Source organism: Aeromonas sp. MaB10011B (assembly GCF_017939325.1).
Lineage (GTDB): Bacteria > Pseudomonadota > Gammaproteobacteria > Enterobacterales > Aeromonadaceae > Aeromonas > Aeromonas caviae.
In genome coordinates, this window is sequence record NZ_JAGKRK010000072.1 from 327965 (window position 1) to 353095 (window position 25131).

Genomic DNA, 25131 nt, shown 5'->3' on the forward strand with positions numbered 1-25131 from the left:
GGCTATTTGCGCAGCAGCGCACTGTACGCGCAACCTAGCAACACCAACCGGATGAGTTCTATGGAGCAAACCCCGCAGTCTCAGCTTAAACTCCTCGTTGCCAAAGGTAAAGAACAGGGCTACCTGACCTATGCCGAGGTGAACGATCACCTCCCGCAAGACATTGTCGATTCAGACCAGATCGAAGACATCATCCAGATGATCAACGATATGGGCATTCAAGTGGTTGAAAACGCTCCGGATGCCGATGACCTTATCATGGCTGAAGGTGGTACCGCCGATGAGGACGCTGCCGAAGCAGCGGCCCAGGCTCTGGCATCTGTTGAATCTGAGATTGGTCGCACGACCGATCCCGTCCGCATGTACATGCGGGAAATGGGTACCGTCGAACTGCTGACCCGCGAAGGCGAGATCGACATCGCCAAGCGGATCGAAGACGGTATCAACCAGGTACAAAGCTCCGTCGCCGAGTACCCTGAAGCCATCACCTATCTGCTCGAACAGTACGACAAGTACGAAGCCGAGCAGCTTCGCCTGTCCGACATCATCTCCGGCTTCATCGATCCGAACGAAGTGGATGACGTGGCGCCGACCGCCACTCATATCGGCTCCGAGCTCAGCGAGGACGACCTCGCCGACGAAGACGAAGACGAAGATGAGGACGAAGACGAAGACGGTGACAACTCCGACGATGACGGCGACGGTGGCCCGGATCCGGAAGTCGCTCGCGAGAAATTCGGCGAACTGCGTGCCCAGTACGAGGTGACTCGTCTCTCCATTCAGCAGAATGGCCGTGCCCACGACGACACCCAGAATGCCATCGCCCAGCTGGCCGATGTCTTCCGTCAATTCCGCCTGATGCCCAAGCAGTTCGATCGCCTGGTCAACAACATGCGGGAGATGATGGAGCGTGTCCGCGTGCAGGAACGCATCATCATGAAGCTCTGCGTTGAGCAGGCCAAGATGCCGAAGAAGACCTTCGTCGCGGCCTTCACCAACAACGAGTGCGAAACTGCCTGGTTCGAATACCAGAAGCAGGCCGGCAAGGCGTGGTCTCCCCGTCTGCTCGAGATGGACGAAGAAGTACTGCGTTCCATCGGCAAGCTGCAGCAGATCGAAGAAGAGACCGGTCTGTCCATCGCCCAGATCAAGGACATCAACCGCCGCATGAGCATTGGTGAGGCCAAAGCCCGCCGTGCGAAGAAAGAGATGGTCGAGGCCAACTTGCGTCTGGTTATCTCCATCGCCAAGAAGTACACCAACCGCGGTCTGCAGTTCCTGGATCTGATCCAGGAGGGCAACATCGGTCTGATGAAGGCGGTCGACAAGTTCGAATATCGTCGCGGCTACAAGTTCTCGACCTATGCCACCTGGTGGATCCGTCAGGCCATTACCCGCTCCATCGCGGATCAGGCCCGTACCATCCGTATCCCGGTGCACATGATCGAGACCATCAACAAGCTCAACCGTATCTCCCGCCAGATGCTGCAGGAGATGGGTCGTGAACCGAACCCGGAAGAGCTGGCCATGCGCATGGGCATGCCGGAAGACAAGATCCGCAAGGTACTGAAAATCGCCAAGGAGCCCATCTCCATGGAGACGCCCATCGGTGATGACGAAGACTCCCACTTGGGCGACTTCATCGAAGATACCACCCTGGCTCTGCCAGCGGATGCGGCCACCAGCGAGAGCCTGCGCAACGCGACCCGCGAAGTGCTGGCCGGGCTGACCGCACGGGAAGCCAAGGTACTGCGCATGCGCTTCGGTATCGACATGAACACCGACCACACCCTCGAGGAAGTGGGCAAGCAGTTCGACGTCACCCGTGAGCGTATCCGTCAGATCGAAGCCAAGGCCCTGCGCAAACTGCGCCATCCGAGCCGCTCGGAAGTGCTGCGCAGCTTCCTGGACGAGTAGTCCCGGGTTCTGTCAGCCTGACATTGCAACAAAAAGCCCCGCCATGCGGGGCTTTGTTTTATCCGTGCTGGCATGGGCGTGAAGAGGGGTCATGGAACCGCTTGAATATGGATGAAATCTCGCCAAGTGGTTGATCTGACTATGGACGGGGTATCCGCCATCCCCTATAATCCACGCCGCTAACCAGCATCAATGGCCCCTTAGCTCAGTTGGTCAGAGCAGTCGACTCATAATCGATTGGTCGTGGGTTCAAGTCCCCCAGGGGCCACCATTTTCAGACAAAGCCGCTCTTTTGAGCGGCTTTTTCGTTTCTGGCGTTCACCAGCGTCTGTCCAGATCCTCGGCATAGAGTGCCATGGCGCGCCGGTAGGGAAGCAGGGCGGGATCCGTGGTGGTGGTCGCGAGGATCCCCAGCAGCGTCTCCATCCCCTCCTTGTTGCGCCCCAGGTTGTAGCAGGTCATGGCACGAAACACCTTGAACTCCATGGCATCGGGGAAGCGGGCCAGGGCCTCGTCAAAGGTGGCCAGCGCCTCGGCATGACGGCCCGTGGTGCGATAGGAGCTGCCAAGTCCAAGCAGGGCTCCGCGCAGCGACGACTCGCCAAGCCCCAGCGACACGGCCTTCTGATAGAGGGGAATGGCCTGGGCCTCTCGCCCCAGCATGTCGTGCAGTCCGGCCACTTCGTAATGCCGCTCGGCGTGGGTTGGGTGCTCGATGAGTTGCAGCAGACCGTGCTGACGGGCTTCCTCGATCCATCCCTCCCTCGGCCTTGAGGGTGTTCAACTGTTTCATATGTGCTCCTGCATGGGGATGAAGGATCAGTATGCCTGCCGACAGGCTGGCGGGGAACGGGTCATGGGGCCATGTAAAAGGCCTCCCGCCGATGGCGGGAGGCCTGGTTCGGCGCCGGGGCGAAATGGCCCTGGCGTGTGTCCAGCCTTACTGGGCGCTCAGGCTGTAGGCCAGGGTCTGGTCGTTGAAGCGCACCACATAGGCACCGACCACTGCCGTGGTGATGTCTGCCCCGGCCAGCTCGGCCACGCCATCCTTGTTGGTGTCGCCGTAGTTCTGGGTCCAGTCCCCCTTGACGTCGAACTTGAAGCGCTGGCTGCCGTTGCCATCACCGCTGCCGGTGAAGGTGACGCTGGCCTGCCAGAGGTGATCCCCGACCAGGGACATGGGGGTGGTGCCCCAGTTGTTGGTGGTGCCGCGAATGTTGAGGCTGGCGACATTCTTGGCATAGGTGACGCTCACCGGAGTCAGGCTGTATTGCAGGGTCTGATCGTTGAAACGTACCCGGTACTGGCCGATGACCGGGGTGAGGATGTCACTGCCGGTCAGTTCTGCCACGCCGTCCTTGTTGGTGTCGCCGTAGTTCTGGGTCCAGTCCCCCTTGACGTCGAACTTGAAGCGCTGGTTGGTCTGACCGTCGAAGGTGACCAGGGCTTCCCACTGATTGTCGGCGACCAGCGTCATGGCAAGGGAGCCCCAGGCATTGGGGGTGCCGCGGAAGTTCAGGGTGGGCAGTACGCTGGCGTAGGTGCCGTTGTCGTCGGTGACGGTCACGGCGGCGCTGGCACTGGCGGTCAACCCTTCTGCATCGGTTACGGTGACCGTCACGGTATGGGTACCCGGGGTATCGAACCGGACGGTCTCGGTGGCGGCGGTGCCCCCGCTGGACCAGCTGTAGCTCACCACGCCGCCGTCATCGCTGGAAGCGGAGGCGTCGAACACCACGCTCTCCCCCGCCTTGACGCTGAGGGTTTTGGGGGAGAGGGCTGCGACCGGTGCCTGGTTGCTGGTGAGGGGGGTGACCGTGTAGCGCAGATCACTCTCGCTCAGGGTGATGCGGTAGGTGCCCGCCCCGCTGACCAGGATATCCTTGCTGCTGCCCTTGTCGGCGATGCCATCCCCTTCGTTGTCGCCGTAGTTCTCGGCCCAGTTGCCGAAGACGTCGAACTTGAAGCGCTGGGCACCGGTGGCGTCACCGTTGCCGGTCAGGGTGAGGGTGGCGGACCAGACACGGTTGGCATCGACGGTCATGGGGGTGTTGCCCCAGGCGTTGTGGGTGCCGCGCAGGTTCATGCTGCTGAACTTGTTGCCCGGCAGGACGGAACCGCCGCAGGGGCTGGCCTTGGTGCAACCGGCGATGATGGCGGCCGCCTTCATGCCGGGGACGTTCAGGCTGGCCTTGCCGCTGCCATCGACGGTGACATAACCGCCGCTGCAGTAGTCATTGCCCCCCAGCAGGTTGCAGTACTCTCCGGCCGGCAGGCCGGTCTGCACCGAGGCCACCAGGCTGCCGCTCTCGTTGTTGATGGCGACGAAGCCCTTGTCACCGCGGCTGAAGGCTATCTGGTTGTTGCCGTTGTCCCACCAGTTGCTGACGGGCTGGCCTTCGGTCCGGTTGTGGAACAGGGCCATGTTCATGATGGTCGGTCGGCGCTGTTCGCAGTTCCACTGGCTGTCCGTGCAGGGCGTGCTGCCCGGCGCCCCCTTGTCGGTTTCATAGGTACCCATGTTTTCAAAGCGATAGCCCGACATCACCTGCTTCCAGCCATAGGGCCAGGCCATCATGAAGGTGTTGGCCAGCTCGTAGCGGGCACCGCTCATGAAGGTGAGCATGCCGCCACCGCCGTGGCCGCGTTCACGGTCGTGGTTGACCACGAAGACGAAGGCCTTGTTGGAGGGGAGCAGGCCCCAGCTCTCGCCCAGGGTCTTGAGGTTCTTGATCTGGCCGTTGAAGTTGGCGGCGAGATCGGTGCCGTATTTGAAGTCGGTGACGGTGTCGATATAGGTGTAGCGGCCCGGCTGAATGTCGGGGGACTCCCCGCCTGCGCCGATCACCTCCAGGTAGGCCCTGGGGCTGCCCGCCTTGTCGAGGATGGCCTTCACATCGGCCGGTGCCATGTGCTTGGCCGCATCGATGCGAAAGCCCGACACGCCCCAGCCGAGCAGGGTCTTCATGTAGGTGGCGATCTGATCCTGGACGTAGGATGAGCCGGTATTGAGGTCCGGCATGCCGTAGAGGGCGCCGTTCCAGACGTTGTTGCTGTCACCGTAGTTGGTGATGTCGCCGCTGTGATGGAAGTCGTTGTAGCCGAACTGGGGATATTGGTATTGCCCCGAGTTGTAGCTGCCGCCGCCGGTGGCGGTGCCCGAACCCGATGCCAGCTGGTTGAAGACGGCGTCGGCATAGACCTTGACCCCGGCCGCGTTGCAGCGGGCGATCATGCTCCTGAGCTCTGCCTCGCTACCGCCGAAGCTGTTGAAATTCTTGAAGCTGACCGGTTGATAGACGGTCCACCAGACCTGGCTGCCCTGTTTGTGCTCGGCGGGTGGGGTGATCTGGACGCCACCGAACCCCTTGGGCCCGAGCACGGTCTCGCACTCGTTGGCGATGTCGTTGAACTTCCATTGGAACAGGTGAACCATGACTCCTTCGGCGCTGGCAGTGTGGCTGAAAGAGCCGAGTGCCGCCGCCAGCAGGGCGGTTCGAAACAGTGTGTTGTGCATGACGATTTTCCCTTCGATCTTGTTATTGACGTATCACTGTCGTGTAGTCGAACGGACAACAAACAACCTCGTTCAGCTCCGTAGCATTCATGAAATCGACGTGGTTGAAAATCGAACAAGCTGAATTAATTAAGAAATGTGAATGAAAATGCTTTCATGCCATTCGGTGGCAGCAGGAGGATGCAGAGGGGAGCAGATCGGTGCGAGATCCGTCAAGCGGGTAGCGAAGGGGATGAACAGGGGCCCCGCAGGGCCCCGTGAACGTTCAGACGTTGGGTTCCTGCTGCCCGGCACTGGCCCGGGCACGACGCCCTGGCAGCATGCGGGTGACCAGGTTGCTGCGCTGGCGCCAGGAGGTGTAGGCGATGGCGCACAGGTGCAGGGCGATCATGCCCTGGAGTGCCCAGGTGCACCACTCGTGCCAGTCGTCCGCCCCCAGATCGAAGCCGGTCTCGGTGTTCTGGAACCAGCCGGTCCCTGCGGTGGCGAGTACCAGCAGCCAGAGTGCCCAGACCGCCAGCTTGCCGCTGCCGTGATGGCCAGGGGTGGGCGGGGTCCGTTCGCGCAGGGCGTCGGCCTGATGGCGAAAATCCTCCCGGCTCGGGATGAGGGCGCGCAGGCGGGCGTGGCCGCGAGCGAAGGTGAGCCCCCACAGCAGGCGTATGCCGATGAGCACCATGACGGCGTATCCCATCCGCTCGTGCCACTCCTCGCCCGCCTCGTTGAGCCAGAGGTTGCCGATACAGATGGCCGCCACACCCCAGTGGGTGAGGCGCACCAGAGCATCCCAGTGGAAGGGGTCAGCCTTTCTGCTTGGCATATTTGTGGTACTCCTTCTTCAGGTCGTTGACCTTGGCCAGGTGCTCGCGCGCCTTGGCTTCGTCACCGGCCTGGAGGGCTGCCAGGCTGGCATCCAGCTCGCTCTGCACTTCGGTCATGCCTTCCAGGAACTTCTCCTTCTTGGCGGCGGGCATGTTCTTGCCCTTGGCGACGTCCAGCTGGGCCTTCATCTCCTTGATGTATTTCTCCATGGTGGCCGCGTCGTCAGCCTTGACGGCCTGCTTGTAGTTGAAGCCGATCTTCTTCATCGGCTGCTCCAGATCGCCGGCCATGGCAGGCAGGGCCATCAGGCCGAACATCAGGGGCAGCAGCAGGGGACGCACAGTTTTCAGCATGGGATTTCCTTATGAGACGACGAGATTGCAGGTTGTTATAGCACTCATTTGAGTGCGGTTTCACGCATCATGATGCCATGAAAGGGCGATCATTGTATGAAGAAAGTGCGACCAATTGTGACGAATTGTGCAGGGGATTGCTGTGGGAATGTAGCCGAAAGAGAACGGTCACCGGATCTCGCCTCCGGCTGGGATACAAGGGCGCGCATCTGGCCCGGGAAGGGGCCCGCAGGCAGTGAATCATGCTGCCATTTTTTATCACACATCGGTTTTTTAAAGTCAGGTGAGTTTTTCAGGTGTTTTTGTTTTTGAAAGCCACCACCCATGGACGATTTCACTGCCCGTAAGACGCCGTGCAACAAAAAAAGGGCCCGCAGGCCCTTTGAGTGATCGGGATCCGGCCCTTATTCGGCCTGCTCGCGCTCGATGGCACGCCAGCCGATGTCCTTGCGATAGAAGATGCCGTCCCACTGGATGCGACCAGCCAGGGCATAGGCCCGCTGCTGGGCTTCCTGCACCGTGTGGCCGAGGGCGGTGGCGCACAGCACGCGGCCACCCTGGGTCAGGCTGGTGTGCCCTTCCAGGCGGGAGCCTGCATGGAACACCTTCTCCCCTGCCACTTCGTCCACCGGCAGGCCGCTGATGGGGTGGTTGCTGGTGTAGTCGCCGGGATAGCCACCCGCTGCCAGCACCACGCCGATGGCGGCGCGGGGGTCATAGACGGCTTCCTTCTGATCCAGCTGGCCGGCACAGGCGGCGAGGCAGAGATCCACCAGATCGGACTGCATCCGCAGCATGATGGGCTGGGTTTCGGGGTCGCCGAAGCGGCAGTTGAACTCGATCACCTTGGGGTTGCCCTCGGCATCGATCATCAGGCCGGCGTAGAGGAAGCCGGTGTAGACGTTGCCCTCGGCCGCCATGCCGCGCACGGTCGGCATGATCACCCGCTCCATCACACGCTGGTGCACTTCGTCGGTCACCACGGGCGCCGGGGAGTAAGCCCCCATGCCGCCGGTGTTGGGGCCGGTGTCGCCGTCGAAGGCGCGCTTGTGATCCTGGCTGGTGGCCATGGGCAGCACGTGCTCGCCGTCCACCATGACGATGAAGCTCGCCTCTTCCCCGTCCAGGAACTCCTCGATCACCACCTGGGCGCCGGCATCGCCGAAGGCATTGCCGGAGAGCATGTCACGCACCGCCGCTTCCGCCTCGTCGAGGGTCATGGCGACGATCACCCCTTTGCCGGCGGCCAGACCGTCGGCCTTGATGACGATGGGGGCGCCCTTCTCGCGCAGATAGGCCAGCGCTGGCTCCACCTCGGTGAAGTTCTGGTAATCGGCGGTGGGGATGGCGTGGCGGGCCAGGAAGTCCTTGGTGAAGGCCTTGGAGCCTTCCAGCTGGGCGGCGGCGGCGGTCGGGCCGAAGATGGTCTGATCGGCGGCGCGGAAGGCATCGACCACCCCTTTCACCAGGGGGGCTTCCGGTCCGACGATGGTGAGGCCGATCTGGTTCGCCTTGGCGAAGGCCAGCAGGCCCTCGATGTCGGTGGCCTGGATGGCGACGTTCTCGATGCCCGGCTCAAGCTGGGTGCCCGCATTGCCCGGTGCCACGAAGACCTGGGTCACCAGGGGGGAGTGTTTGGCCTTCCAGGCCAGGGCGTGTTCACGGCCGCCGTTGCCAATGATCAGTACTTTCATCGTCTCGCTCGCTTCTGTCTGAGTTCACTGGCGCTGCGGTGGCAACCTGCCAGTGGAAAGGATCCGGTGCTAAAGAGGCAGGGCCGCCATCGGCGGCCCTGGGCTGTCAGTGACGGAAATGACGCATGTTGGTGAACACCATGCACATGCCGTGTTCGTTGGCGGCGTCGATCACCTCCTGGTCGCGCATCGAGCCACCTGGCTGGATGACGCAGGAGATGCCCGCGGCAGCGGCGGCATCGATGCCGTCGCGGAACGGGAAGAAGGCGTCGGAGGCCATGACGGAGCCCGCCACGGTCAGCCCTTCATCCTCGGCCTTGATGCCGGCGATCTTGGCAGAGTAGACGCGGCTCATCTGGCCGGCTCCCACGCCGATGGTCTGGCCGTTCTTGGCGTAGACGATGGCGTTGGATTTGACGAACTTGGCGACCTTCCAGCAGAACAGCAGATCCTGCAGCTCGGCCTCGGTGGGCTGACGCTGGCTGACCACGGTCAGATCCCCGAGCGTCACCATGCCCAGATCGCGCTCCTGCACCAGCAGGCCGCCGTTGACGCGCTTGAAGTCAAAGCCTTGCGCCGGGGCAGTCCACTGGCCGCACTCCAGCAGGCGCACGTTCTGCTTGGCGGCGACCGCCTCGCGGGCAGCCTGGCTGATGCTGGGGGCGATGATCACTTCCACGAACTGGCGGGCGACGATGGCCGCGGCGGTCTCGCCGTCCAGTTCGCGGTTGAAGGCGATGATGCCGCCAAAGGCCGAGGTGGGGTCGGTCTGGTAGGCGCGATCGTAGGCTGCCAGCAGGTCGTCACCGATGGCGACGCCGCAGGGGTTGGCATGCTTGACGATGACGCAGGCCGGTTCGCTGAACTCCTTCACGCACTCCAGCGCTGCGTCGGTGTCGGCAATGTTGTTGTAGGAGAGGGCCTTGCCCTGCAGCTGGATGGCGCTTGCCACCGAGCCCGGCGCGGCCTGCTCTTCGGCGTAGAAGGCGGCAGCCTGGTGGCTGTTCTCGCCGTAGCGCATGTCCTGCTTCTTGATGAACTGGCTGTTGAAGGTGCGGGGGAAGCGGGACTCTTCGTCGCCTTCCTTGTTTTCGCCGTAGGAGGGCACCAGGGTGCCGAAGTAGTTGGCGATCATGCCGTCGTAGGCGGCGGTGTGCTCGAAGGCGGCGATGGCCAGATCGAAGCGGGTGGAGAGGGTCAGGCTGTTGCCGTTGCCATCCATCTCGGCGATGACGCGGTCATAGTCGGAGGCCTTGACGACGATGGTGACGTCCTTGTGGTTCTTGGCAGCGGAGCGGACCATGGTCGGGCCGCCGATGTCGATGTTCTCGACGGCGTCTTCCAGAGTGCAGCCGGGCTTGGCCACGGTGGCGGCGAAGGGATAGAGGTTGACGACGACCATGTCGATGGGGGAGATAGCGTGCTCGGCCATGATGGCGTCATCCCGGTCGCGACGGCCGAGAATGCCGCCGTGTACCTTGGGATGCAGGGTCTTGACCCGGCCGTCCATCATCTCGGGGAATCCGGTGTAGTCGGACACCTCGGTCACCGGCAGGCCCGCATCGGCCAGCAGCTTGGCGGTACCACCGGTGGAGAGCAGGGCCACACCACGCGCGTCGAGTGCCTTGGCAAATTCCAGGATGCCAGTCTTGTCAGACACACTCAGCAGTGCACGGCGAATGGGTCGAGCTTGTTCCATCACACTATCGTCCTCAGCATAACGGGGACCGTTCCATGGGAGGCGAGGCTCAACACACAGAGAGTCCCCAAATAAATGGAAGTGGGGGATTTCGCAAACCACTCTCGCCCGGGGCGGCCGTTGGCAAAAGCGTTTTAGGAAATGCCCGCTTGACGCGACGCTCTCTTGTGGGCGCGTATTCTACACAAAAAATGTGACCTGTGGTGGATTTTTTAAAGAGACAAACCCTTGTGGGATGCGGCGTTAAACGTTTTCTGGTGAATTTTTGTGAAACGTTTGTCTTTTCAGTGTTTTGGGGATAAATGGCCGGCAAGTGAGGGCTTAGCTGCTGCTTTCCTGCCTTTGACTGGCAATCGCCGGGCAAAGAGGTGATAGTGGAGGCCGGTTTATATTGAGTACCATGTCGGGAATGTCATGCGGGGGAGAGGACCATGTATCGGATCGGTGAACTGGCCAAGGCGTGCGGGGTGAAGGCCGACACCCTGCGCTTTTACGAGAAGAACGGCCTCATCTCGCCGGGCATTCGCAACGAATCCGGTTATCGCCTCTACGGGGAGCAGGACAGGCGGCGGCTGGAGTTCATCATCCGCGCCAAGTCGGTGGGCTTTTCCCTCGCGGACATCGGCGAGCTGCTCACCCTGGACACCAACAAGGCCAAGGTCACCTGCCAGGAGGTGAAGGCGGTGGCCGACACCAAGCTCGAACAGGTGGAGCAGAAGCTCCTGGAGCTGACCCGTTTTCGCGAGAACCTGAAGGCTCTCTCCGACATCTGCTGCGGCGGCCCGCGCTCGGCGGAGCATTGCGCCATCCTCGAGACCCTGGAGTCCGGCGCCCCTTCCCGCCACGAGCACCACGACCATGAGCACTGAGCTGCGCCGGCCCCGGGTCTCCGCCTTTCTCGCCCTCTCCCTCGACGGTTTCATCGCCGGGGAGGGGGGCGATCTGGCATGGCTGGCCCCCTATGGTGGCGACGGGCCGGAGGAGACCGGCTACAGTGCCCTGATGGCGAGCGCGGACACCCTGCTGATGGGGCGCAACACCTACGATATCGTGAGCGCCTTTCCCGAGTGGCCCTACGGGGACAAGCCGCTGGTGGTACTGACCCACAGGCCCGCCGACCCCCGTCCTCGGGTCTCCTTTCGGCAGGGGGCGCTGGCGCAGGTGCTGGACGAGTTGTGGCAGGGGGGAAGCCGTCACCTCTATCTGGATGGCGGGGAGCTGGTGAGGCAGGGTCTGCAGGGGGCCCTGGTGGACGAGCTGACCCTGTTCTGGGTGCCGGTCACTTTGGGACGCGGGGTGCCGCTCTTTGCAGGATCCCTGCCCGGCGCGCTGAGACCGGTGTCGAGCGCCGTGCTGCCAAGCGGCCTGGTGCGGGTTATCTATCACCCCGCCTGACAGCTTGCACGGGGGAGGCAAGAGGTGCACAATCGGCGCGTTTTTCGCCATCTGCCCTTCCAGACAGGGACGACAGGCAAACACGACAACCCCATCAAGGAGCCCATATGGCCAAGAAGAAGGTGACCTGTGTCACCGCCGAACCCGCCTGCGAACATCAGCGCGGCATCATTCAGGACAACCACCTCAAGGCACTGGTGACCTCCCCCCTGTTCCAGGCCCGGGTCGAGCCGAGCAAGAAGGGCAAGGGCAGCTATCAGCGCAAGGCCAAGCACGGCAAGCGGTGGGAGCCCGGCCAACAGCAGATGGTAAGCGTCTGCTGCTGAGCGGGTTTCTGCCGCAAGGCATCAGTTAACACAATCAGGGCGCCAATGGCGCCCTGATTGTTTTTCTATTCGCTGGTGCTGACTTGCGGTCTTGACGCAAGAGAGTGAACCCGTGCTCACTCGTCCATAAAGAGTTCGAGCAGCACGTTGAGGTAGCGATGCCCGAGGGACGTGAGCTGCCAGCTGTCGCCAAGATCCTCGATCAGCTCCTTGGTCCGGGCGATGGCGAGCATGGTCTCTACCCGCTCCAGCGGTAGCCCCGTGAAGGCCTCGAACTCCGCCTTGGGGGCGGGTTCAAACAACCTGAACCGGTTCATGAAGTACTCGAGCGGCAGATCGTCCGCACTCACCTGCCATTGGTTGTCCAGATAGGGGCGGCTCGGATCCAGATAACCTTTCGGATGCTTCACCTTGGCGGTGCGCAGGATCTGCTGGCTCGCGAGATCCGTCACCTTGCCGTGGGCGCCGCAGCCGATCCCCAGATAGTCGCCAAAGCGCCAGTAGTTGAGGTTGTGGCGGCACTGATACCCCTCTTTGGCATAGGCCGAGATCTCGTACTGCTGATAGCCCTGGGCGGTCAGCATGGCGTGGCCCTGCTCGTAGATGTCCCACAGGGTGTCATCTTCCGGCAATGTGGGGGGCTTGGAGGCGAATGCCGTGTTCGGCTCTATGGTGAGCTGATACCAGGAGAGGTGCGGCGGCGCGCAGTCGATGGCCTGCTGCAGGTCGTAGAGCGCATCGTCCAGGCTCTGATCCGGCAGGCCGTGCATCAGATCCAGGTTGAAAGTGGGAAGCGCGATGGCGTGGGCCAGTTCGGCGGCCTTGCGCGCCTCCTCGGGGCCGTGGATGCGGCCGAGCCGGGTCAATTTCTCCTGCTGGAAGCTCTGTACCCCGATGGAGATGCGGTTGATACCGGCCCGCTGGAAGCCGGCGAACTTGTCCGCCTCCACCGTGCCCGGGTTGGCCTCCATGGTGATCTCGCAGTCCGGGGTCAGTGCGATGCGTGCGCGCACCCCGTCCAGCAGCGCCTGCATGGCGTCGACGGAGAGCAGGCTCGGCGTGCCGCCACCGATAAAGATGGAGGAGAGGGGGCGCCCCTGGGCCCAGTGCAGATCCTGCTCCAGATCCTCCAGCAGGGCCGCCACGTACTCGAGGTGGGGCAGCTCCCCCTTCTGGGCGTGGGAGTTGAAGTCGCAGTAGGGGCACTTCTGGACGCACCAGGGCACGTGGATATAGAGGGAGAGGGGCGGCAGTTGCAGCATGGGATTTCCAGTATTCAACAATCAAAAGGGGTCGGGTGGCCCTGGTTGCCGGTGACAACGGGCGGGGCGCCGCGAACGAAACGGGGGCCGACGGCCCCCATTGTAGATGACAACGCGGCGGGAGACAGCGCTTTAGTTGACTGCCGCCAGGGCCGCTTTGAGCTTGGCCAGGGCCTGGCCACGGTGGCTGAGCTGGTTCTTGAGTTCCGCCGGCATCTGGGCCGAGGTGCAGTCGTGGTCGGAGACGAAGAACACGGGGTCGTAGCCGAAGCCGTGCTGGCCGCGGGGTTCGTCGATGATCATCCCCTCCCAGCTGGCCTGGCAGATAATGGGGGTGGGATCGTCGGCGTGGCGCATGTAGACCAGCACGCACCAGAAGCGGGCGCTTTTCAGGTAATCCGGCGCGCCCTTGAGCTCGGCCAGCAGCTTGTCGATGTTCTCCTTGTCGCTGGCACCGGCACCGGCAAAACGGGCGGAGTAGACGCCGGGGCGGCCGTGCAGCAGATCCACTTCCAGACCGGAGTCGTCGGCCACGGCGGGCAGGCCGGTGACGCGGGCGGCGTGGCGGGCCTTGATGATGGCATTCTCGACGAAGGTGGTGCCGGTCTCGTCGGCATCGGAGACTGCAAACTCGCTCTGCGGGATCACCTGGATCTTCATATCGGCCAGCATGGCGGCCAATTCCTTCACCTTTTTCTGGTTCCCTGTTGCCAGGACAAGCTTGTTCATCACACACCTCCGCAAAAATAATCTGCGCATTCTATGCGGGGGAGGGGTTTAGTAAAAGCGCCAATTGCCCGGGATCCGGTGCCAACGGGGGATCCTGGTTCCACCCCCTGAGAAGTAGAAGAGATACATGTTTCCAGTGGGGAATAACCGAAGTGATTAAATACCATTTCAATTCATTACTCTGAGTCAGTAGACTCGCGGCCCAATCGATATTCCTAGGGCTTGAGGTGACTGATGCCATTGATTCTTTTGCTTGTACTCCTGGTGTTGTTCAGCCCGCTGGCCATCGACATCTATCTGCCTGCCATTCCCCAGATGGCCGAGCAGCTGGGGGCCGAAGTGACCCTGATGCAGGGCACCATTACCTGGTTCCTGTTCAGCATGGGGCTGGGGCAACTGCTGGTGGGGCCGCTCGCCGATCGCTACGGGCGTAAACCCATCGCCCTGGGGGGCGTGCTGCTCTATGGCCTGAGCGCCCTGGCAGCCGGCTTTGCTGCCAGCCTGGGCGAGCTGATGCTGGCGCGGGTGCTGCAAGGCTTCGGGGCCTGCGCCACCTCGGTGGCCGCCTTCTCGGTGGTCCGTGACAGCTATGGCCCCAAGAAGAGCGGTCAGATGATCTCCTATCTGAACGGTGCCATCTGCTTCATCCCCGCACTGGCGCCCCTGCTGGGTGGCTGGCTCACCGCCAAGGCGGGCTGGTCGGCGAACTTCTGGTTTATGGCGGGTTACGCCGTGGTGGTCGGTAGCTGGCTGCTGTGGCGGATGCCGGAAACCCGCCCTGAGGAGACCAGCAGTGCTGGCCCGCTCATCAGCTGGTCCCGCTACAGCCCGGTGCTGCGCTCCCCGAGCTTCCTGTTCAACGCCTCCCTCTGCATGCTCGCGATGGCGGTGATCCTCGCCTACGTGACGGCGGCGCCGGTACAACTGATGGTGACCCTGGGGCTGGACATGAGTGGCTTCAGTCACTGGTTCACCGCCAATGCGGCCCTCAACATCCTGGCCTGCTTCCTGGCCCCGCGCTTCATCGCTCGGGTAGGGCCAAGACGGACTCTGCGCATCGGCCTGCTGGTGGTGCTGCTCTCCGCCATCACCCTGACCCTGGCCATGCACATCCCGCACCCGCTGGCCATGATGGGCCCGGTGTTCCTCTCCAGCATCGGCTTTGCGATGATCCTGGGCGCCGCCGCCGGTATGGCGCTGGCCCCCTTCGGCCACTGCGCCGGCACTGCGGCCGCGCTGCTCGGCCTGTTCCAGATGAGCGGCTCCGGCGCCCTGGTGGGGATCACCGGTTGGCTGATGCCGGATCCCCTGAGCCAGCTGGCCCTGCACATGTGGCTGCTGCTGCCCCCGCTGGTGATGCTGATGACCCGCCAGGGCCGGCGCTTGTGTTTGCAATAAATCCTGTGCTCTGATGAGCACACTCAGGGGGCCTTGAGCCCCCTTCTCTTTTTCAGGCGACCCGCCTGCCTCGCATGATCACAGACCCGTGGAGAAAACCGGATGAGCCACACAATCAACGCCGCCCTGGTGGGATACGGCTTCGCAGGACAGACCTTTCACGCCCCCTTCCTGGCCACGACCCCGGGCCTGACCCTGCGCTGGGTGGTGAGCCGGGATGCCGCCAAGGTACAGGCCGCGTTGCCCGGCACCCGGGTCGGCACCCTGGAGCAGGTGCTGGCCGATGACAGCCTCGATCTGGTGGTGATCGCCACCCCCAACGACACCCACGCCCCCATCGCTCGCGAGGCCCTGCTGGCGGGCAAGCACGTGGTGATCGACAAGCCGTTCGCCCTGGATCTGGCCGAAGCGAAGGCGCTGGTCGAGTTGGCGGAGAAGCAGCAACGGCTGCTCAGCATCTTCCACAACCGGCGCTGGGACGGGGACTTCCTCACGGTGCGCCGTCTGCTGGCGGAGGGGGCGTTGGGGCAAGTCGCCCAGTTCGAATCCCACTTCGACCGTTATCGCCCCGAGGTGCGCCAGCGCTGGCGCGAGGCGGGCGGCCCGGGCTCCGGTCTCTGGTTCGATCTCGGCCCCCATATCCTGGATCAGTCGCTCCAGCTGTTCGGCCAGCCGGACTGGTTGCAGGCAGATCTGGGCAAGCAGCGCCCCGGGGCCCTGGCGGACGACTACTTCCATGTGGTGCTGGGTTACGGCGAGATGCGGGTCATTCTGCACGGCAGTTGTCTGGTGTCGGCCGTGATGCCCCGCTTCGTGGTGCACGGCAGTCAGGGCTCCTTCATCAAGTTCGGCATGGACGTGCAGGAAGAGCAGCTCAAGGAGGGCAAGCGGCCTCCGGCGGCGGACTGGGGCGTGGATCCCGCCCCCGGCCAGCTCAGCCAGATCCGGGACGGTCAGCTCCTGCAGCAGACCGTGGCTGGCGAAGCGGGGGACTACGGCGCCTACTATCGCGGTGTCTGCGCCGCCATCCGGGGAGAAGGGGAGAACCCGGTGCCGGCCGACGAGGCCCTGGCGGTGATGGCCTTGCTGGACCTGGCCCGGGAGAGCGACCAGCAGGGGCGGCGCCTGCCTTGTCAGAAGCTGTCTGACTGACGGCGTAATCCGGCAGCGCCGAGAGCCTGACAGAAAGACAATGGCTGACTGGCAATCGCCAGGTAATTGGCGATTTGTTGTGCGAATTTGGTGGTGAATGGGTGTTTTATATTAATATTTGTCGTTGCAGCAGTGTTTCTTATCATGCCAACGAGAAAATATCATTGTGATACGCGTTTTCATCGGCCGCATATGGGGATATATTTCGCGCGCCTTCGGGCTCCAGCGGCCGGTGTGCCGACAGGAGCCGGGGCGTACAGTGATGGTCCCTGCACCATCTCTCCATCTTTTTTTGAGGGTATGCACATGAACAAAGTACTGGTAGCCGGTATCCTGGGTCTGATGTTGACCGCCTGTGGTCAGAAAGAAGAAGCTGCCGCTCCGGCTGCGACCCCGGCCGCAGACGTTGCTGCCACTGTCGAGAAAGCCGCTAGCGAAGCGTCTGCTACCGTCGAGAAGGCTGCTTCCGAAGCTTCCGCTACTGTCGAGAAGGCTGCCGCTGACGTGGCCACCAAGGCTGAAGCTGCCGTGAGCGATGCCAAGGCCAACTAAGCCAGCACCTCATTGAAAAACGGGCCCGGCGCACTCGCGCCGGGCCCGTTTTTTTATGGCCATGACGGGGCGTTGCCCGGTCAGCCGAGGGGTTCCACCAGCAGGATGTGGGAGTCGGCCCCCACCACCTTGACCCGGCTGCCGGCCGGCAGCGGCGCGTTGCAGCGCACCGTCCAGACGGTGTCGTCCAGATGCACCCGGCTCATTCCCTGGCTGACCTCGTCCAGCAGGGTCAGCTCGCGGCCCATGTAGCTTTGCATCCGCTCGTTGATGGGAGCGGCGGCATCCAGCCCGGAGCGATCCCGGCGATGCTGCCAGCGCCACCAGGCCCAGGTGGTGAGCAGGGATTGCAGGGCGAAGAGCAGCAACTGCGCCTGCCAGCCGAAGGGCCAGACCAGCAGCAAGAGTCCCACCTCCAGGGCGGCGATGCCGGTCCAGAGCAGAAAGCCCACCGACCCCATCACCTCGATGGCCAGCAGCACGAAGCCGAGCCCCAGCCAGTGCCAGTGGGTCAGCCCCTCGAACAGGGCTGTCATGATTTGCCCGCCTTGCCGTCTTTGTTGAACAGCTCGGCCATGCCCGCCACCGAGCCTATCAGGCTGCCCGCTTCCAGGGGCATCATGATGATCTTGCTGTTGGGGCCTTCACCGATGCGGGCCAGGGCCTCGGTGTATTTCTGGGCCACAAAGTAGTTGATGGCCTGCATGTCGCCCTCGGCGATCGCCTGGGAGACCATGTGGGTCGCTTTGGCTTCCGCCTCGGCGGCCCGCTCCCGCGCTTCAGCGGCGAGGAAGGCGGCCTGACGCTCACCCTCGGCTTTCAGGATCTGGGACTGCTTCTCCCCCTCGGCCTTCAAGATCTTGGACTGGCGCACCCCTTCGGCCTCCAGTACCTCGGCCCGCTTCTGGCGCTCGGCCTTCATCTGGGCGTTCATGGCTTCCACCAGGGCGAGGGGCGGGCGCACATCCTTGATCTCGATCCGGGTCACCTTGATGCCCCAGGGGGCGGTGGCGGCATCCATGGTGCGCAGCAGCTTCTCGTTGATGGTGTCGCGCTGGGAGAGCATCTCGTCCAGCTCCATGGCGCCGAGCACGGTCCGCATGTTGGTCATGGTGAGATTGCGGATGGCACTGGTGAGATCATTGACCTCGTAGCCCGCCTTGCGGGCATCCACCACCTGCACGAAGCTGATGGCGTCGATGGTGACGTTGGCGTTGTCCCGGGAGATCACCTCCTGGGCCGGGATGTCCAGCACCTGCTCCATCATGATGATCTTGTGGCCGATGCGGTCGATGTAGGGGATCAGCAGGTTGAGGCCAGGGGAGAGGGTGCGGGTGTAGCGGCCGAAGCGCTCCACGGTCCAGTTGTAACCCTGGGGCACTATCTTGATGCCGGCACTCAGGGTGGCGAGTACCAGGAATATGAAGATCCCCAATACAATCAATGACTCATTCATGATTAAGCTCCTTATGAAACACTTTCACTAGCCTAGGGTCTGGTGCCATCCACCACAAGCAGATTCGCTTCTTTATTGCCGCCACACGGCTTTACTAATTACCAAAACGCATTAAAGAGCATTTTTTATTATTTTGAGGGATAAGCGCTCCTGCCTATAGTCGCCCCAGATGTCGCGATGCCGAGGAGCGGGCCCTGATGGATTATTTACCTATGTTTGCCAGGTTGGAAGGCCGCCCGGTACTGCTGGTGGGCGGGGGCGAGGTTGCCCTGCGCAAGGCGCGCCTGCTGCTGGCGGCAGGTGCCCGGATCACCCTGGTCTCTCCCGCGATCGAGCCCGAGTTCCATGAATTTGCCGGTCGCTTCACCCATGTGGCGGCGCGTTTCGACCCGGCCCACCTGGCAGGGCAGATCCTGGTGGTGGCCGCGACCGACGATCTCGAGGTCAATGCCCTGGTCTACCAGAGCGCCACCGAGCGCGGTCTGTTCGTCAACCTGGTGGATGACCCCGAGCGCTCCAGCTTTATCTTCCCCTCCATCATCGATCGCAGCCCCATCGTGGTGGCCGTCTCCAGCGGCGGCAAGGCCCCCGTGCTGGTGCGTCTGTTGCGCGAGCGGCTCGAGAGCCTGCTGCCCCGCCACCTCGGCGGTCTGGCGGAGCTCTCCGGCCGGGTGCGCCGCCGGGCCAAGCAGGTGCTGGCCTCCCTCTCCGATCGCCGCCGCTTCTGGGAGCGCGCCTTTGCCTCCAACACCCTGGCCGGTCTGATTGAGAAAGCCGATTGGCAAGGGGCCGAGCAGTGGCTCAATGAGGGGCTGGACAAGGCCCAGACCGAAGTGGGGGAAGTGGTGCTGGTGGGGGCGGGCCCGGGAGATCCTGGCCTGCTGACCCTCAAGGCGCTGCAACAGATCCAGCAGGCCGAAGTGGTGCTCTATGACCAGCTGGTCTCCCCCGAGATCCTGGACCTGGTGCGCCGCGATGCCACCCTGGTGTCGGTCGGCAAGAAGGCGGGTGCCCACAGCGTGCCCCAGGAAGAGACCAACCGCCTGCTGGTGGAATACGCCAAAGCGGGCAACCGGGTGGTGCGCCTCAAGGGGGGCGATCCCTTCATGTTCGGCCGTGGCGGCGAGGAGCTGGAAGTGCTGGCCGAGGAGGGCATTCCCTTCTCCGTGGTGCCCGGCATCACCGCCGCCGCCGGTGCCACCGCCTATGCGGGCATTCCGCTCACCCACCGCGACCATGCCCAGAGCGCCGTCTTCATCACCGGCCACTGCCAGAAGGAGGGCAAGGAGCCCGACTGGCAGCAGCTTGCGGCCACCAACCAGACCCTGGTCATCTACATGGGGCTGATGCGCTCCGAGCATATCCAGCAGCAACTGGTGAGCCATGGCCGACGCGCCGCCACCCCCATCGCCATCATCGAGCGGGGCACCACGGCCCGTCAGCGGGTGCTGACCGGCACCCTGGCGGATCTGGCCGAGCTGGCCCAGCAGGCGGTGAGCCCGTCGCTTATCGTCATCGGTGAAGTGGTGGCCCTGCGCCAGCAACTCGCCTGGTTTGGCGAACAGGGGCAAGGGCAGGAGGCAGAAAGCGGCCACGAGCTCAAGCTGGTGAGCCTGACCTGAGAGGCGAGACCCGAATCGATTTGACGGTGCGGCCAAGGCGGCACCGAACTGAACCAACACCGCGCCCCGAGCAGGTGCGATAGCAATGAACCGAGGACCCAGACATGGACCGTGAAAGACTGACCCAACTGCAGCCATCCGATGCACAGAGCATCCGTGCAGGTGTCACCCGCGAGCGACTGACTCACCTGCAGCAACTGGAAGCCGAGAGCATCCATATCATCCGCGAGGTGGCCGCCGAATTTGAAAACCCGGTGATGATGTACTCCATCGGCAAGGACTCCTCCGTCATGCTGCACCTGGCCCGCAAGGCCTTCTACCCGGGCAAGATCCCCTTCCCCCTGCTCCACGTGGACACCAACTGGAAGTTCAAGGAGATGATCAAGTTCCGGGACGAGACCGCCAAGAAGTACGGGCTGGATCTCATCGTCCACAAGAACCCGGATGGTCTGGCCATGGACATCAACCCCTTCGTGCACGGCAGCAGCAAGCACACCGACATCATGAAGACCGAGGGGCTCAAGCAGGCGCTCAACAAATACGGCTTCGATGCCGCCTTCGGTGGTGCCCGTCGCGACGAGGAGAAATCCCGCGCCAAGGAGCGTGTCTACTCCTTCCGCGACAAGTCCCACCGCTGGGATCCGAAGAACCAGCGCCCGGAGCTGTGGCGCGTCTACAACAGCCAGGTCAACAAGGGGGAGAGCATCCGTGTCTTCCCGCTCTCCAACTGGACCGAGCTGGACATCTGGCAATACATCTATCTCGAGAACATCGACATAGTCCCGCTCTACTTCGCGGCCATACGCCCCGTGGTGGATCGCGGCGGCATCAAGATCATGGTGGATGACGAGCGCATGCCCATCGGCCCGGAAGACGAAGTGAAGCAGGAGCTGGTGCGCTTCCGTACCCTCGGCTGCTACCCGCTGACCGGGGCCATCGAATCCAATGCCACCACCCTGCCGGAGATCATCGAAGAGATGCTGATCACCACCTCGAGCGAGCGGCAAGGGCGGCTCATCGACCACGATCAGGCCGGCTCCATGGAGCAGAAGAAGCGTCAGGGCTATTTCTAAAAAAATGTTCTAAGGAATCGCATCATGAACAACCACATTCAGACCGCCATCAGCGAACAGGGCATTGAAGCCTACCTGCACGCCCAGCAGCACAAGAGCCTGCTGCGTTTTCTCACCTGCGGCAGCGTGGACGACGGCAAGAGCACCCTCATCGGCCGCCTGCTGCACGACTCCCAGCAGATCTATGAAGATCAGCTCAAAGCGCTGGAGTCCGACAGCCAGAAGCTCGGCACCACCGGCGAGAAGCTGGACCTGGCCCTGCTGGTGGACGGCCTGCAGGCGGAGCGCGAGCAGGGCATCACCATCGACGTGGCCTACCGCTATTTCTCCACCGCCAAGCGCAAATTCATCATCTCGGACACCCCGGGCCATGAGCAGTACACCCGCAACATGGCCACCGGCGCCTCCACCTGCGATCTGGCCATCATATTGATCGACGCCCGCAAAGGGGTGCTGGATCAGACCCGCCGCCACAGCTTTATCGCGAGCCTGCTCGGCATCAAGCAGTTCGTGGTGGCAGTGAACAAGATGGACCTGGTGGAGTTCAGCCAGGAGGTGTTCGATCGCATCAGCCTGGAGTACCGCGAATTCGCCAAGAAGCTCAGCGTCGACACCATCCACATCGTGCCGGTCTCGGCCCTGGACGGTGACAACGTGGTGAACCCGAGCGACAAGCTGGCCTGGTATCAGGGCGAGACCCTGCTCTCCTTGCTGGAGTCTGCCGAAGTGGAGCGCGAGCTGGAACGCCATCCGGTGCGCCTGCCGGTGCAGTACGTGAACCGCCCCAACCTCGATTTTCGCGGCTTCGCTGGCACGCTCGCCTCCGGCATCCTGCGGGTGGGCGACAAGCTTGCCGTGCTGCCGTCCGGCAAAGAGAGCACGGTGACCCGCATCGTCACCTTCGACGGGGATCTGGAGTACGCCCTGCCGGGTCAGGCCATCACGGTCACCTTCGCGGACGAGATCGACATCAGCCGGGGCGACCTGCTGGTGGACGCGGCGAACAAGCCCCAGGTGACCCAGAACGTGCTGGCTCACATCGTCTGGATGGGGGAAGAGTCCCTGCAACCGGGCCGGGTCTATGACGTCAAGCTGGCCACCAAGAAGAGCCGTGGCCAGGTGGAGGCCATCCGCCACCGCATCGAGATCAACAAGCTGGACGAGCTGCCCGCCTCCGAGCTCAAGCTCAACGAGATCGGCCTGTGCGAATTCAGCCTGACCGACCCGGTGGCGTTCGACCCCTACAAGGAGATCCGCGACACCGGCAGCTTCATCCTCATCGACCGGCTGACCAACGTCACCGTCGGTGCCGGCATGATAGTGGAAGGGCTGGCGGCCAAGGTGATGGCAGGGCAATACAGCGAGTTCGAAGTGGAGCTCAACGCCCTGGTGCGCAAGCACTTCCCCCACTGGCAGGCGCTGACCATCAGCAACGATTCCGGCAAGGAGTAAGCCCATGACCTGGCAACAATCCCTGGTGCTGGGTCTGCTGGCTGCCCTCGTCGCCCTGCTGATCCAGGGCAAACTCCGGCCGGCGCTGCTCTTCTCGGGCGCCGTGCTCATCACCTACCTGAGTGGCCTGGCGGACATCAACGCCGTGGTGGCGGGCTACACCAACAGCGCCCTGCTGACCCTGGTGTTGTTGCTGCTGGTGTCGCTCGCGGTGGAGAAGACCCGGGTCATGAGCTGGTTTGCCAACCTGGTGGGCACCGGCTCCTTCAACAAGGTGCTGGTGAAGGTGTGGTTTTCCACCGCCTTCCTGTCGGCGTTCGTCAACAACACCGCCGTGGTGGCGTCCATGCTGGGGGCGGTCAAGCGCAACCCCAACCATGCGCCCTCACGGCTGCTGTTGCCCATGTGCTTCGCGGCGACCTTTGGCGGTGTGCTGACCCTGATCGGCACCTCCACCAACCTCATCGTCAACAGCTTCCTCATCAAAATGGGGGCCAAGCCGCTCGGCATGTTCGACTTCTTTATGGTGGGGGCAGGGACCCTGCTGACCGGCCTCATCGCCGTGCTGCTGTTTGCCCGCCACCTGCCGGAGCAGGACACCGAGATGAGCCGGGAATCCGGCTATTTTCTCGAGGCCAAGGTGGGCCCCGGCTCGCCGATGGCCGGGCGCAGCGTCAAGGAGAACGGCCTGCGCAGCCTGAAAAGCCTTTATCTCGCCGAGATCATCCGGGGCAACCAGGTGATCTGCCCGGTGCAGCCGGAACACGAGCTGCACGAGGGGGACATGCTGCTGTTCTGTGGCGACGTGGAGAGCGTCGGCGTGTTGCAGGAGCTCAAAGGGCTGGATCTCTACGGCCAGCACCGCCTCAACGGCCAGCACCTGGTGGAGGTGATCGTCAGCCACAGCTCGCGCCTGGTGGGTCAGACCATCAAGGATGCGGAGTTTCGCACCCACTTCGATGCGGTGGTGCTGGCGGTGCGCCGGGGCGAGACCCAGCTCACCGGCGGCCTCGGCCAGATTGAATTGCATGCGGGGGACACCCTGCTGCTGGCCCCCGGCCCCAAGTTTGCCAGCAACAAGTCCCTCTCCCGCGAGTTCGTGGTGGTGAGCGGGCTGGAGGCCTCCACCCGGCTTGATGCCACACGCAGCGCCGCCGTGGTGGCGGGGTTCCTCGGGGTGCTGACCCTGTCGGTGCTCGATCTGGTGCCGCTCTTCAAGGGGCTGCTGGTGATGTTGGTGGTGCTGCTCTTCTCCCGCATCCTGACCCTGGACGAGATCCGCCGCCGCTTTCCGCTGGATATCTGGCTGGTGGTGGGCGGGGCCCTCGCCATCGCCGATCAGCTGGAGAAGAGCGGTCTGGCCAAGCTCATCGCCGACTGGCTGATGGGGGAGTTCAACGGGGCCAGTCCCTTTATCGCCTTCGTGGGGATCTATCTGTTTACCCTGGTGCTGACGGAGCTGATGAGCAACAACGCGGCGGCGGCCCTGGCCTTCCCCATGGGATTCCAGCTGGCGCTCAGCATGGACGTCTCCACCATGCCGTTCATTCTGGCGGTGCTGTTCGGGGCGAGTTCCAGCTTTATCCTGCCCTACGGCTACCAGACCAACCTGATGGTCTATGCGGCGGGCAACTACAAGATGCCGGATTATCTCAAGCTGGCCCTGCCGGTCTCCCTGGCCTACAGCATCGGGGTGATCGTCATGGTACCCCTGCTGTTTCCGTTTTAAGGTCTGATACCGGGGGATGTGTTAAGGGCTGCTTATGTTAACGCAGCTTTTATCAAGGCTGCTTATGATGCAGGGGAGTGCCAGGGCACTGGCATCCAGGCGTGAGCGCCAATCAAGGAGTGTTGGATGAGCAATGCCATGGCATCAGCACGTTGTCGGCTGATAGTCCGAGGCGGCTCCCCGTGGTGCCGGACAGTTTAAGTTTTGAGGCGTGAGCGCCAATCAAGGAGTGTTGGATGAGCAATATCGTGTGGCATGCCCATGCCGTCGACAAACAGAGCCGGGCCGAGCAGAAGGGGCAAAAGCCGCTGGTGATCTGGTTTACCGGGCTCTCCGGGGCGGGCAAGTCCACCCTGGCGGGGGCGCTGGAGCAGGCGCTGGCCGCCTCGGGCAAGCACACCTATCTGCTGGATGGGGACAATGTGCGCCACGGCCTCTGTGGCGATCTCGGCTTCGATGACGCCGCCCGCCAGGAGAATATCCGCCGGGTCGGCGAAGTGGCAAAACTGATGGTGGATGCGGGCCTTATCGTGCTCACTGCCTTTATCTCGCCGTTCCGTGCCGAGCGGCAACTGGTGCGCAATCTTGTGGGTGAAGGGGAGTTTGTCGAGGTGTTTGTGGATGCGCCGCTCGCCGTCTGTGAAGAGCGCGACCCCAAGGGGCTCTACAAGAAGGCGCGAGCGGGGGAAATTCGCAACTTTACCGGTATCGATTCGGCCTACGAGGCACCGGAGCAGCCGGAAATCCATCTGCTGAATGCCGGTAAACCGGTGGATGCGCTGGTGGAGGAGTTGCTGACTGCGCTAAGGTTGCGGGTGTTGATTGACTAAGGTCGGTTCATGTACAGGATCTTTAGCTACAACCAATTGAAATAGATAGAAAAAAGGCTTCGTTTGTGATCTGATTTAATCGCAAAAAAAAACCGACACGCCCGAAGCCATGACTATTATCAATGCAACCCAGTACCTCAAGCAACTTCTTAG

At 62.9% G+C, this 25131-nt stretch carries 22 protein-coding genes and 1 tRNA gene; 13 read left to right on the forward strand and 10 right to left on the reverse strand.

Translation table 11 applies throughout. The features are described 5' to 3' along the window. Positions 1–21: 21 nt before the first annotated feature. Together rpoD and J9893_RS15950 are read left to right on the forward strand one after the other, a co-directional pair. Positions 22–1917 (forward strand): RNA polymerase sigma factor RpoD, encoded by a 1896-nt coding sequence (rpoD, locus tag J9893_RS15945; protein ID WP_263639565.1) that lies wholly within the window; start codon positions 22–24, stop codon positions 1915–1917. Between the two features lie 194 nt (positions 1918–2111). Next, positions 2112–2188: transfer RNA gene (locus tag J9893_RS15950), tRNA-Ile, on the forward strand. A gap of 47 nt (positions 2189–2235) precedes the next feature. On the opposite strand, the gene J9893_RS15955 is transcribed toward J9893_RS15950, so the two are convergent. The 6 genes from J9893_RS15955 to purH form a co-directional block, all read right to left on the reverse strand. After that, positions 2236–2598, reverse strand: coding sequence for a tetratricopeptide repeat protein (locus tag J9893_RS15955; RefSeq protein WP_223933045.1), 363 nt, complete (start codon positions 2596–2598; stop codon positions 2236–2238). A 259-nt stretch (positions 2599–2857) separates the two neighbouring features. Then, positions 2858–5434: an alpha amylase C-terminal domain-containing protein gene (locus J9893_RS15960; RefSeq protein WP_210599742.1), complete on the reverse strand. Its 2577-nt coding sequence runs from the start codon at positions 5432–5434 to the stop codon at positions 2858–2860. Positions 5435–5699: 265 nt separating this feature from the next. Continuing rightward, positions 5700–6254 (reverse strand): cytochrome b/b6 domain-containing protein, encoded by a 555-nt coding sequence (locus tag J9893_RS15965; protein WP_103243703.1) that lies wholly within the window; start codon positions 6252–6254, stop codon positions 5700–5702. Then, the gene (locus tag J9893_RS15970; RefSeq protein WP_104454743.1) at positions 6235–6609 is read right to left on the reverse strand and encodes a cytochrome b562; all 375 of its coding nucleotides are present in this window, start codon (positions 6607–6609) and stop codon (positions 6235–6237) included. The genes J9893_RS15965 and J9893_RS15970 overlap by 20 nt, the downstream gene beginning before the upstream one ends. Positions 6610–7013: 404 nt before the next feature. After that, positions 7014–8303, reverse strand: a complete 1290-nt coding sequence (gene purD, locus J9893_RS15975; RefSeq protein WP_210599741.1) for a phosphoribosylamine--glycine ligase — start codon at positions 8301–8303, stop codon at positions 7014–7016. Positions 8304–8409: 106 nt separating this feature from the next. Further along, positions 8410–10002, reverse strand: a complete 1593-nt coding sequence (gene purH / locus J9893_RS15980) for a bifunctional phosphoribosylaminoimidazolecarboxamide formyltransferase/IMP cyclohydrolase (RefSeq protein WP_042016335.1) — start codon at positions 10000–10002, stop codon at positions 8410–8412. Positions 10003–10433: 431 nt separating this feature from the next. On the opposite strand from purH, the gene zntR reads away from it, so the two are divergent. The 3 genes from zntR to J9893_RS15995 all read left to right on the forward strand — a co-directional run bounded on the left by zntR (position 10434) and on the right by J9893_RS15995 (position 11723). Then, positions 10434–10871 carry a Zn(2+)-responsive transcriptional regulator gene (zntR, locus tag J9893_RS15985; RefSeq protein WP_041213891.1) on the forward strand — a complete coding sequence of 146 codons (438 nt, stop codon included), beginning with the start codon at positions 10434–10436 and terminating at the stop codon, positions 10869–10871. Continuing rightward, a complete protein-coding gene (locus J9893_RS15990; protein ID WP_113068956.1) occupies positions 10861–11397 on the forward strand; it encodes a dihydrofolate reductase family protein in 537 nt (178 codons plus the stop codon). The genes zntR and J9893_RS15990 overlap by 11 nt, the downstream gene beginning before the upstream one ends. Positions 11398–11504: 107 nt before the next feature. Beyond that, on the forward strand, positions 11505–11723 hold the full coding sequence (locus J9893_RS15995; RefSeq protein WP_042016330.1) for a ribosome alternative rescue factor ArfA: 219 nt from the start codon (positions 11505–11507) through the stop codon (positions 11721–11723). Positions 11724–11839: 116 nt separating this feature from the next. Here J9893_RS15995 and hemW read toward each other — a convergent pair whose 3' ends face one another. Both hemW and rdgB read right to left on the reverse strand, forming a co-directional pair. Beyond that, positions 11840–12985, reverse strand: a complete 1146-nt coding sequence (gene hemW, locus J9893_RS16000; protein ID WP_210599740.1) for a radical SAM family heme chaperone HemW — start codon at positions 12983–12985, stop codon at positions 11840–11842. Between the two features lie 132 nt (positions 12986–13117). Beyond that, complete coding sequence (gene rdgB / locus J9893_RS16005) at positions 13118–13714, reverse strand: RdgB/HAM1 family non-canonical purine NTP pyrophosphatase (RefSeq protein ID WP_210599739.1); 597 nt, start codon at positions 13712–13714, stop codon at positions 13118–13120. A gap of 234 nt (positions 13715–13948) precedes the next feature. On the opposite strand from rdgB, the gene J9893_RS16010 reads away from it, so the two are divergent. The 3 genes from J9893_RS16010 to J9893_RS16020 all read left to right on the forward strand — a co-directional run bounded on the left by J9893_RS16010 (position 13949) and on the right by J9893_RS16020 (position 16816). Then, positions 13949–15112 (forward strand): multidrug effflux MFS transporter, encoded by a 1164-nt coding sequence (locus J9893_RS16010; RefSeq protein WP_210599738.1) that lies wholly within the window; start codon positions 13949–13951, stop codon positions 15110–15112. A 102-nt stretch (positions 15113–15214) separates the two neighbouring features. After that, positions 15215–16264 carry an oxidoreductase gene (locus tag J9893_RS16015; RefSeq protein ID WP_010675603.1) on the forward strand — a complete coding sequence of 350 codons (1050 nt, stop codon included), beginning with the start codon at positions 15215–15217 and terminating at the stop codon, positions 16262–16264. Positions 16265–16570: 306 nt separating this feature from the next. Further along, on the forward strand, positions 16571–16816 hold the full coding sequence (locus tag J9893_RS16020) for a hypothetical protein (RefSeq protein ID WP_010675602.1): 246 nt from the start codon (positions 16571–16573) through the stop codon (positions 16814–16816). Positions 16817–16896: 80 nt separating this feature from the next. Here J9893_RS16020 and J9893_RS16025 read toward each other — a convergent pair whose 3' ends face one another. Beyond that, positions 16897–17352 carry an NfeD family protein gene (locus J9893_RS16025; protein WP_010675601.1) on the reverse strand — a complete coding sequence of 152 codons (456 nt, stop codon included), beginning with the start codon at positions 17350–17352 and terminating at the stop codon, positions 16897–16899. After that, complete coding sequence (locus J9893_RS16030) at positions 17349–18272, reverse strand: SPFH domain-containing protein (protein ID WP_029314806.1); 924 nt, start codon at positions 18270–18272, stop codon at positions 17349–17351. Before J9893_RS16030 ends, J9893_RS16025 begins: the two co-directional genes overlap by 4 nt. Positions 18273–18469: 197 nt before the next feature. Here J9893_RS16030 and cysG point away from each other — a divergent pair, with 197 nt between their 5' ends. From cysG to cysC, 5 genes are all read left to right on the forward strand, one after another. Beyond that, positions 18470–19894, forward strand: a complete 1425-nt coding sequence (gene cysG / locus J9893_RS16035) for a siroheme synthase CysG (RefSeq protein ID WP_182956862.1) — start codon at positions 18470–18472, stop codon at positions 19892–19894. Positions 19895–19998: 104 nt separating this feature from the next. Beyond that, positions 19999–20967 carry a sulfate adenylyltransferase subunit CysD gene (gene cysD, locus J9893_RS16040; RefSeq protein WP_210599737.1) on the forward strand — a complete coding sequence of 323 codons (969 nt, stop codon included), beginning with the start codon at positions 19999–20001 and terminating at the stop codon, positions 20965–20967. A 24-nt stretch (positions 20968–20991) separates the two neighbouring features. Beyond that, positions 20992–22419, forward strand: coding sequence for a sulfate adenylyltransferase subunit CysN (gene cysN, locus J9893_RS16045; protein WP_113977598.1), 1428 nt, complete (start codon positions 20992–20994; stop codon positions 22417–22419). Positions 22420–22423: 4 nt separating this feature from the next. Then, positions 22424–24148: an SLC13 family permease gene (locus tag J9893_RS16050; protein WP_128296049.1), complete on the forward strand. Its 1725-nt coding sequence runs from the start codon at positions 22424–22426 to the stop codon at positions 24146–24148. Between the two features lie 236 nt (positions 24149–24384). Beyond that, on the forward strand, positions 24385–24978 hold the full coding sequence (cysC, locus tag J9893_RS16055; protein WP_210599736.1) for an adenylyl-sulfate kinase: 594 nt from the start codon (positions 24385–24387) through the stop codon (positions 24976–24978). Positions 24979–25131: the final 153 nt, after the last annotated feature.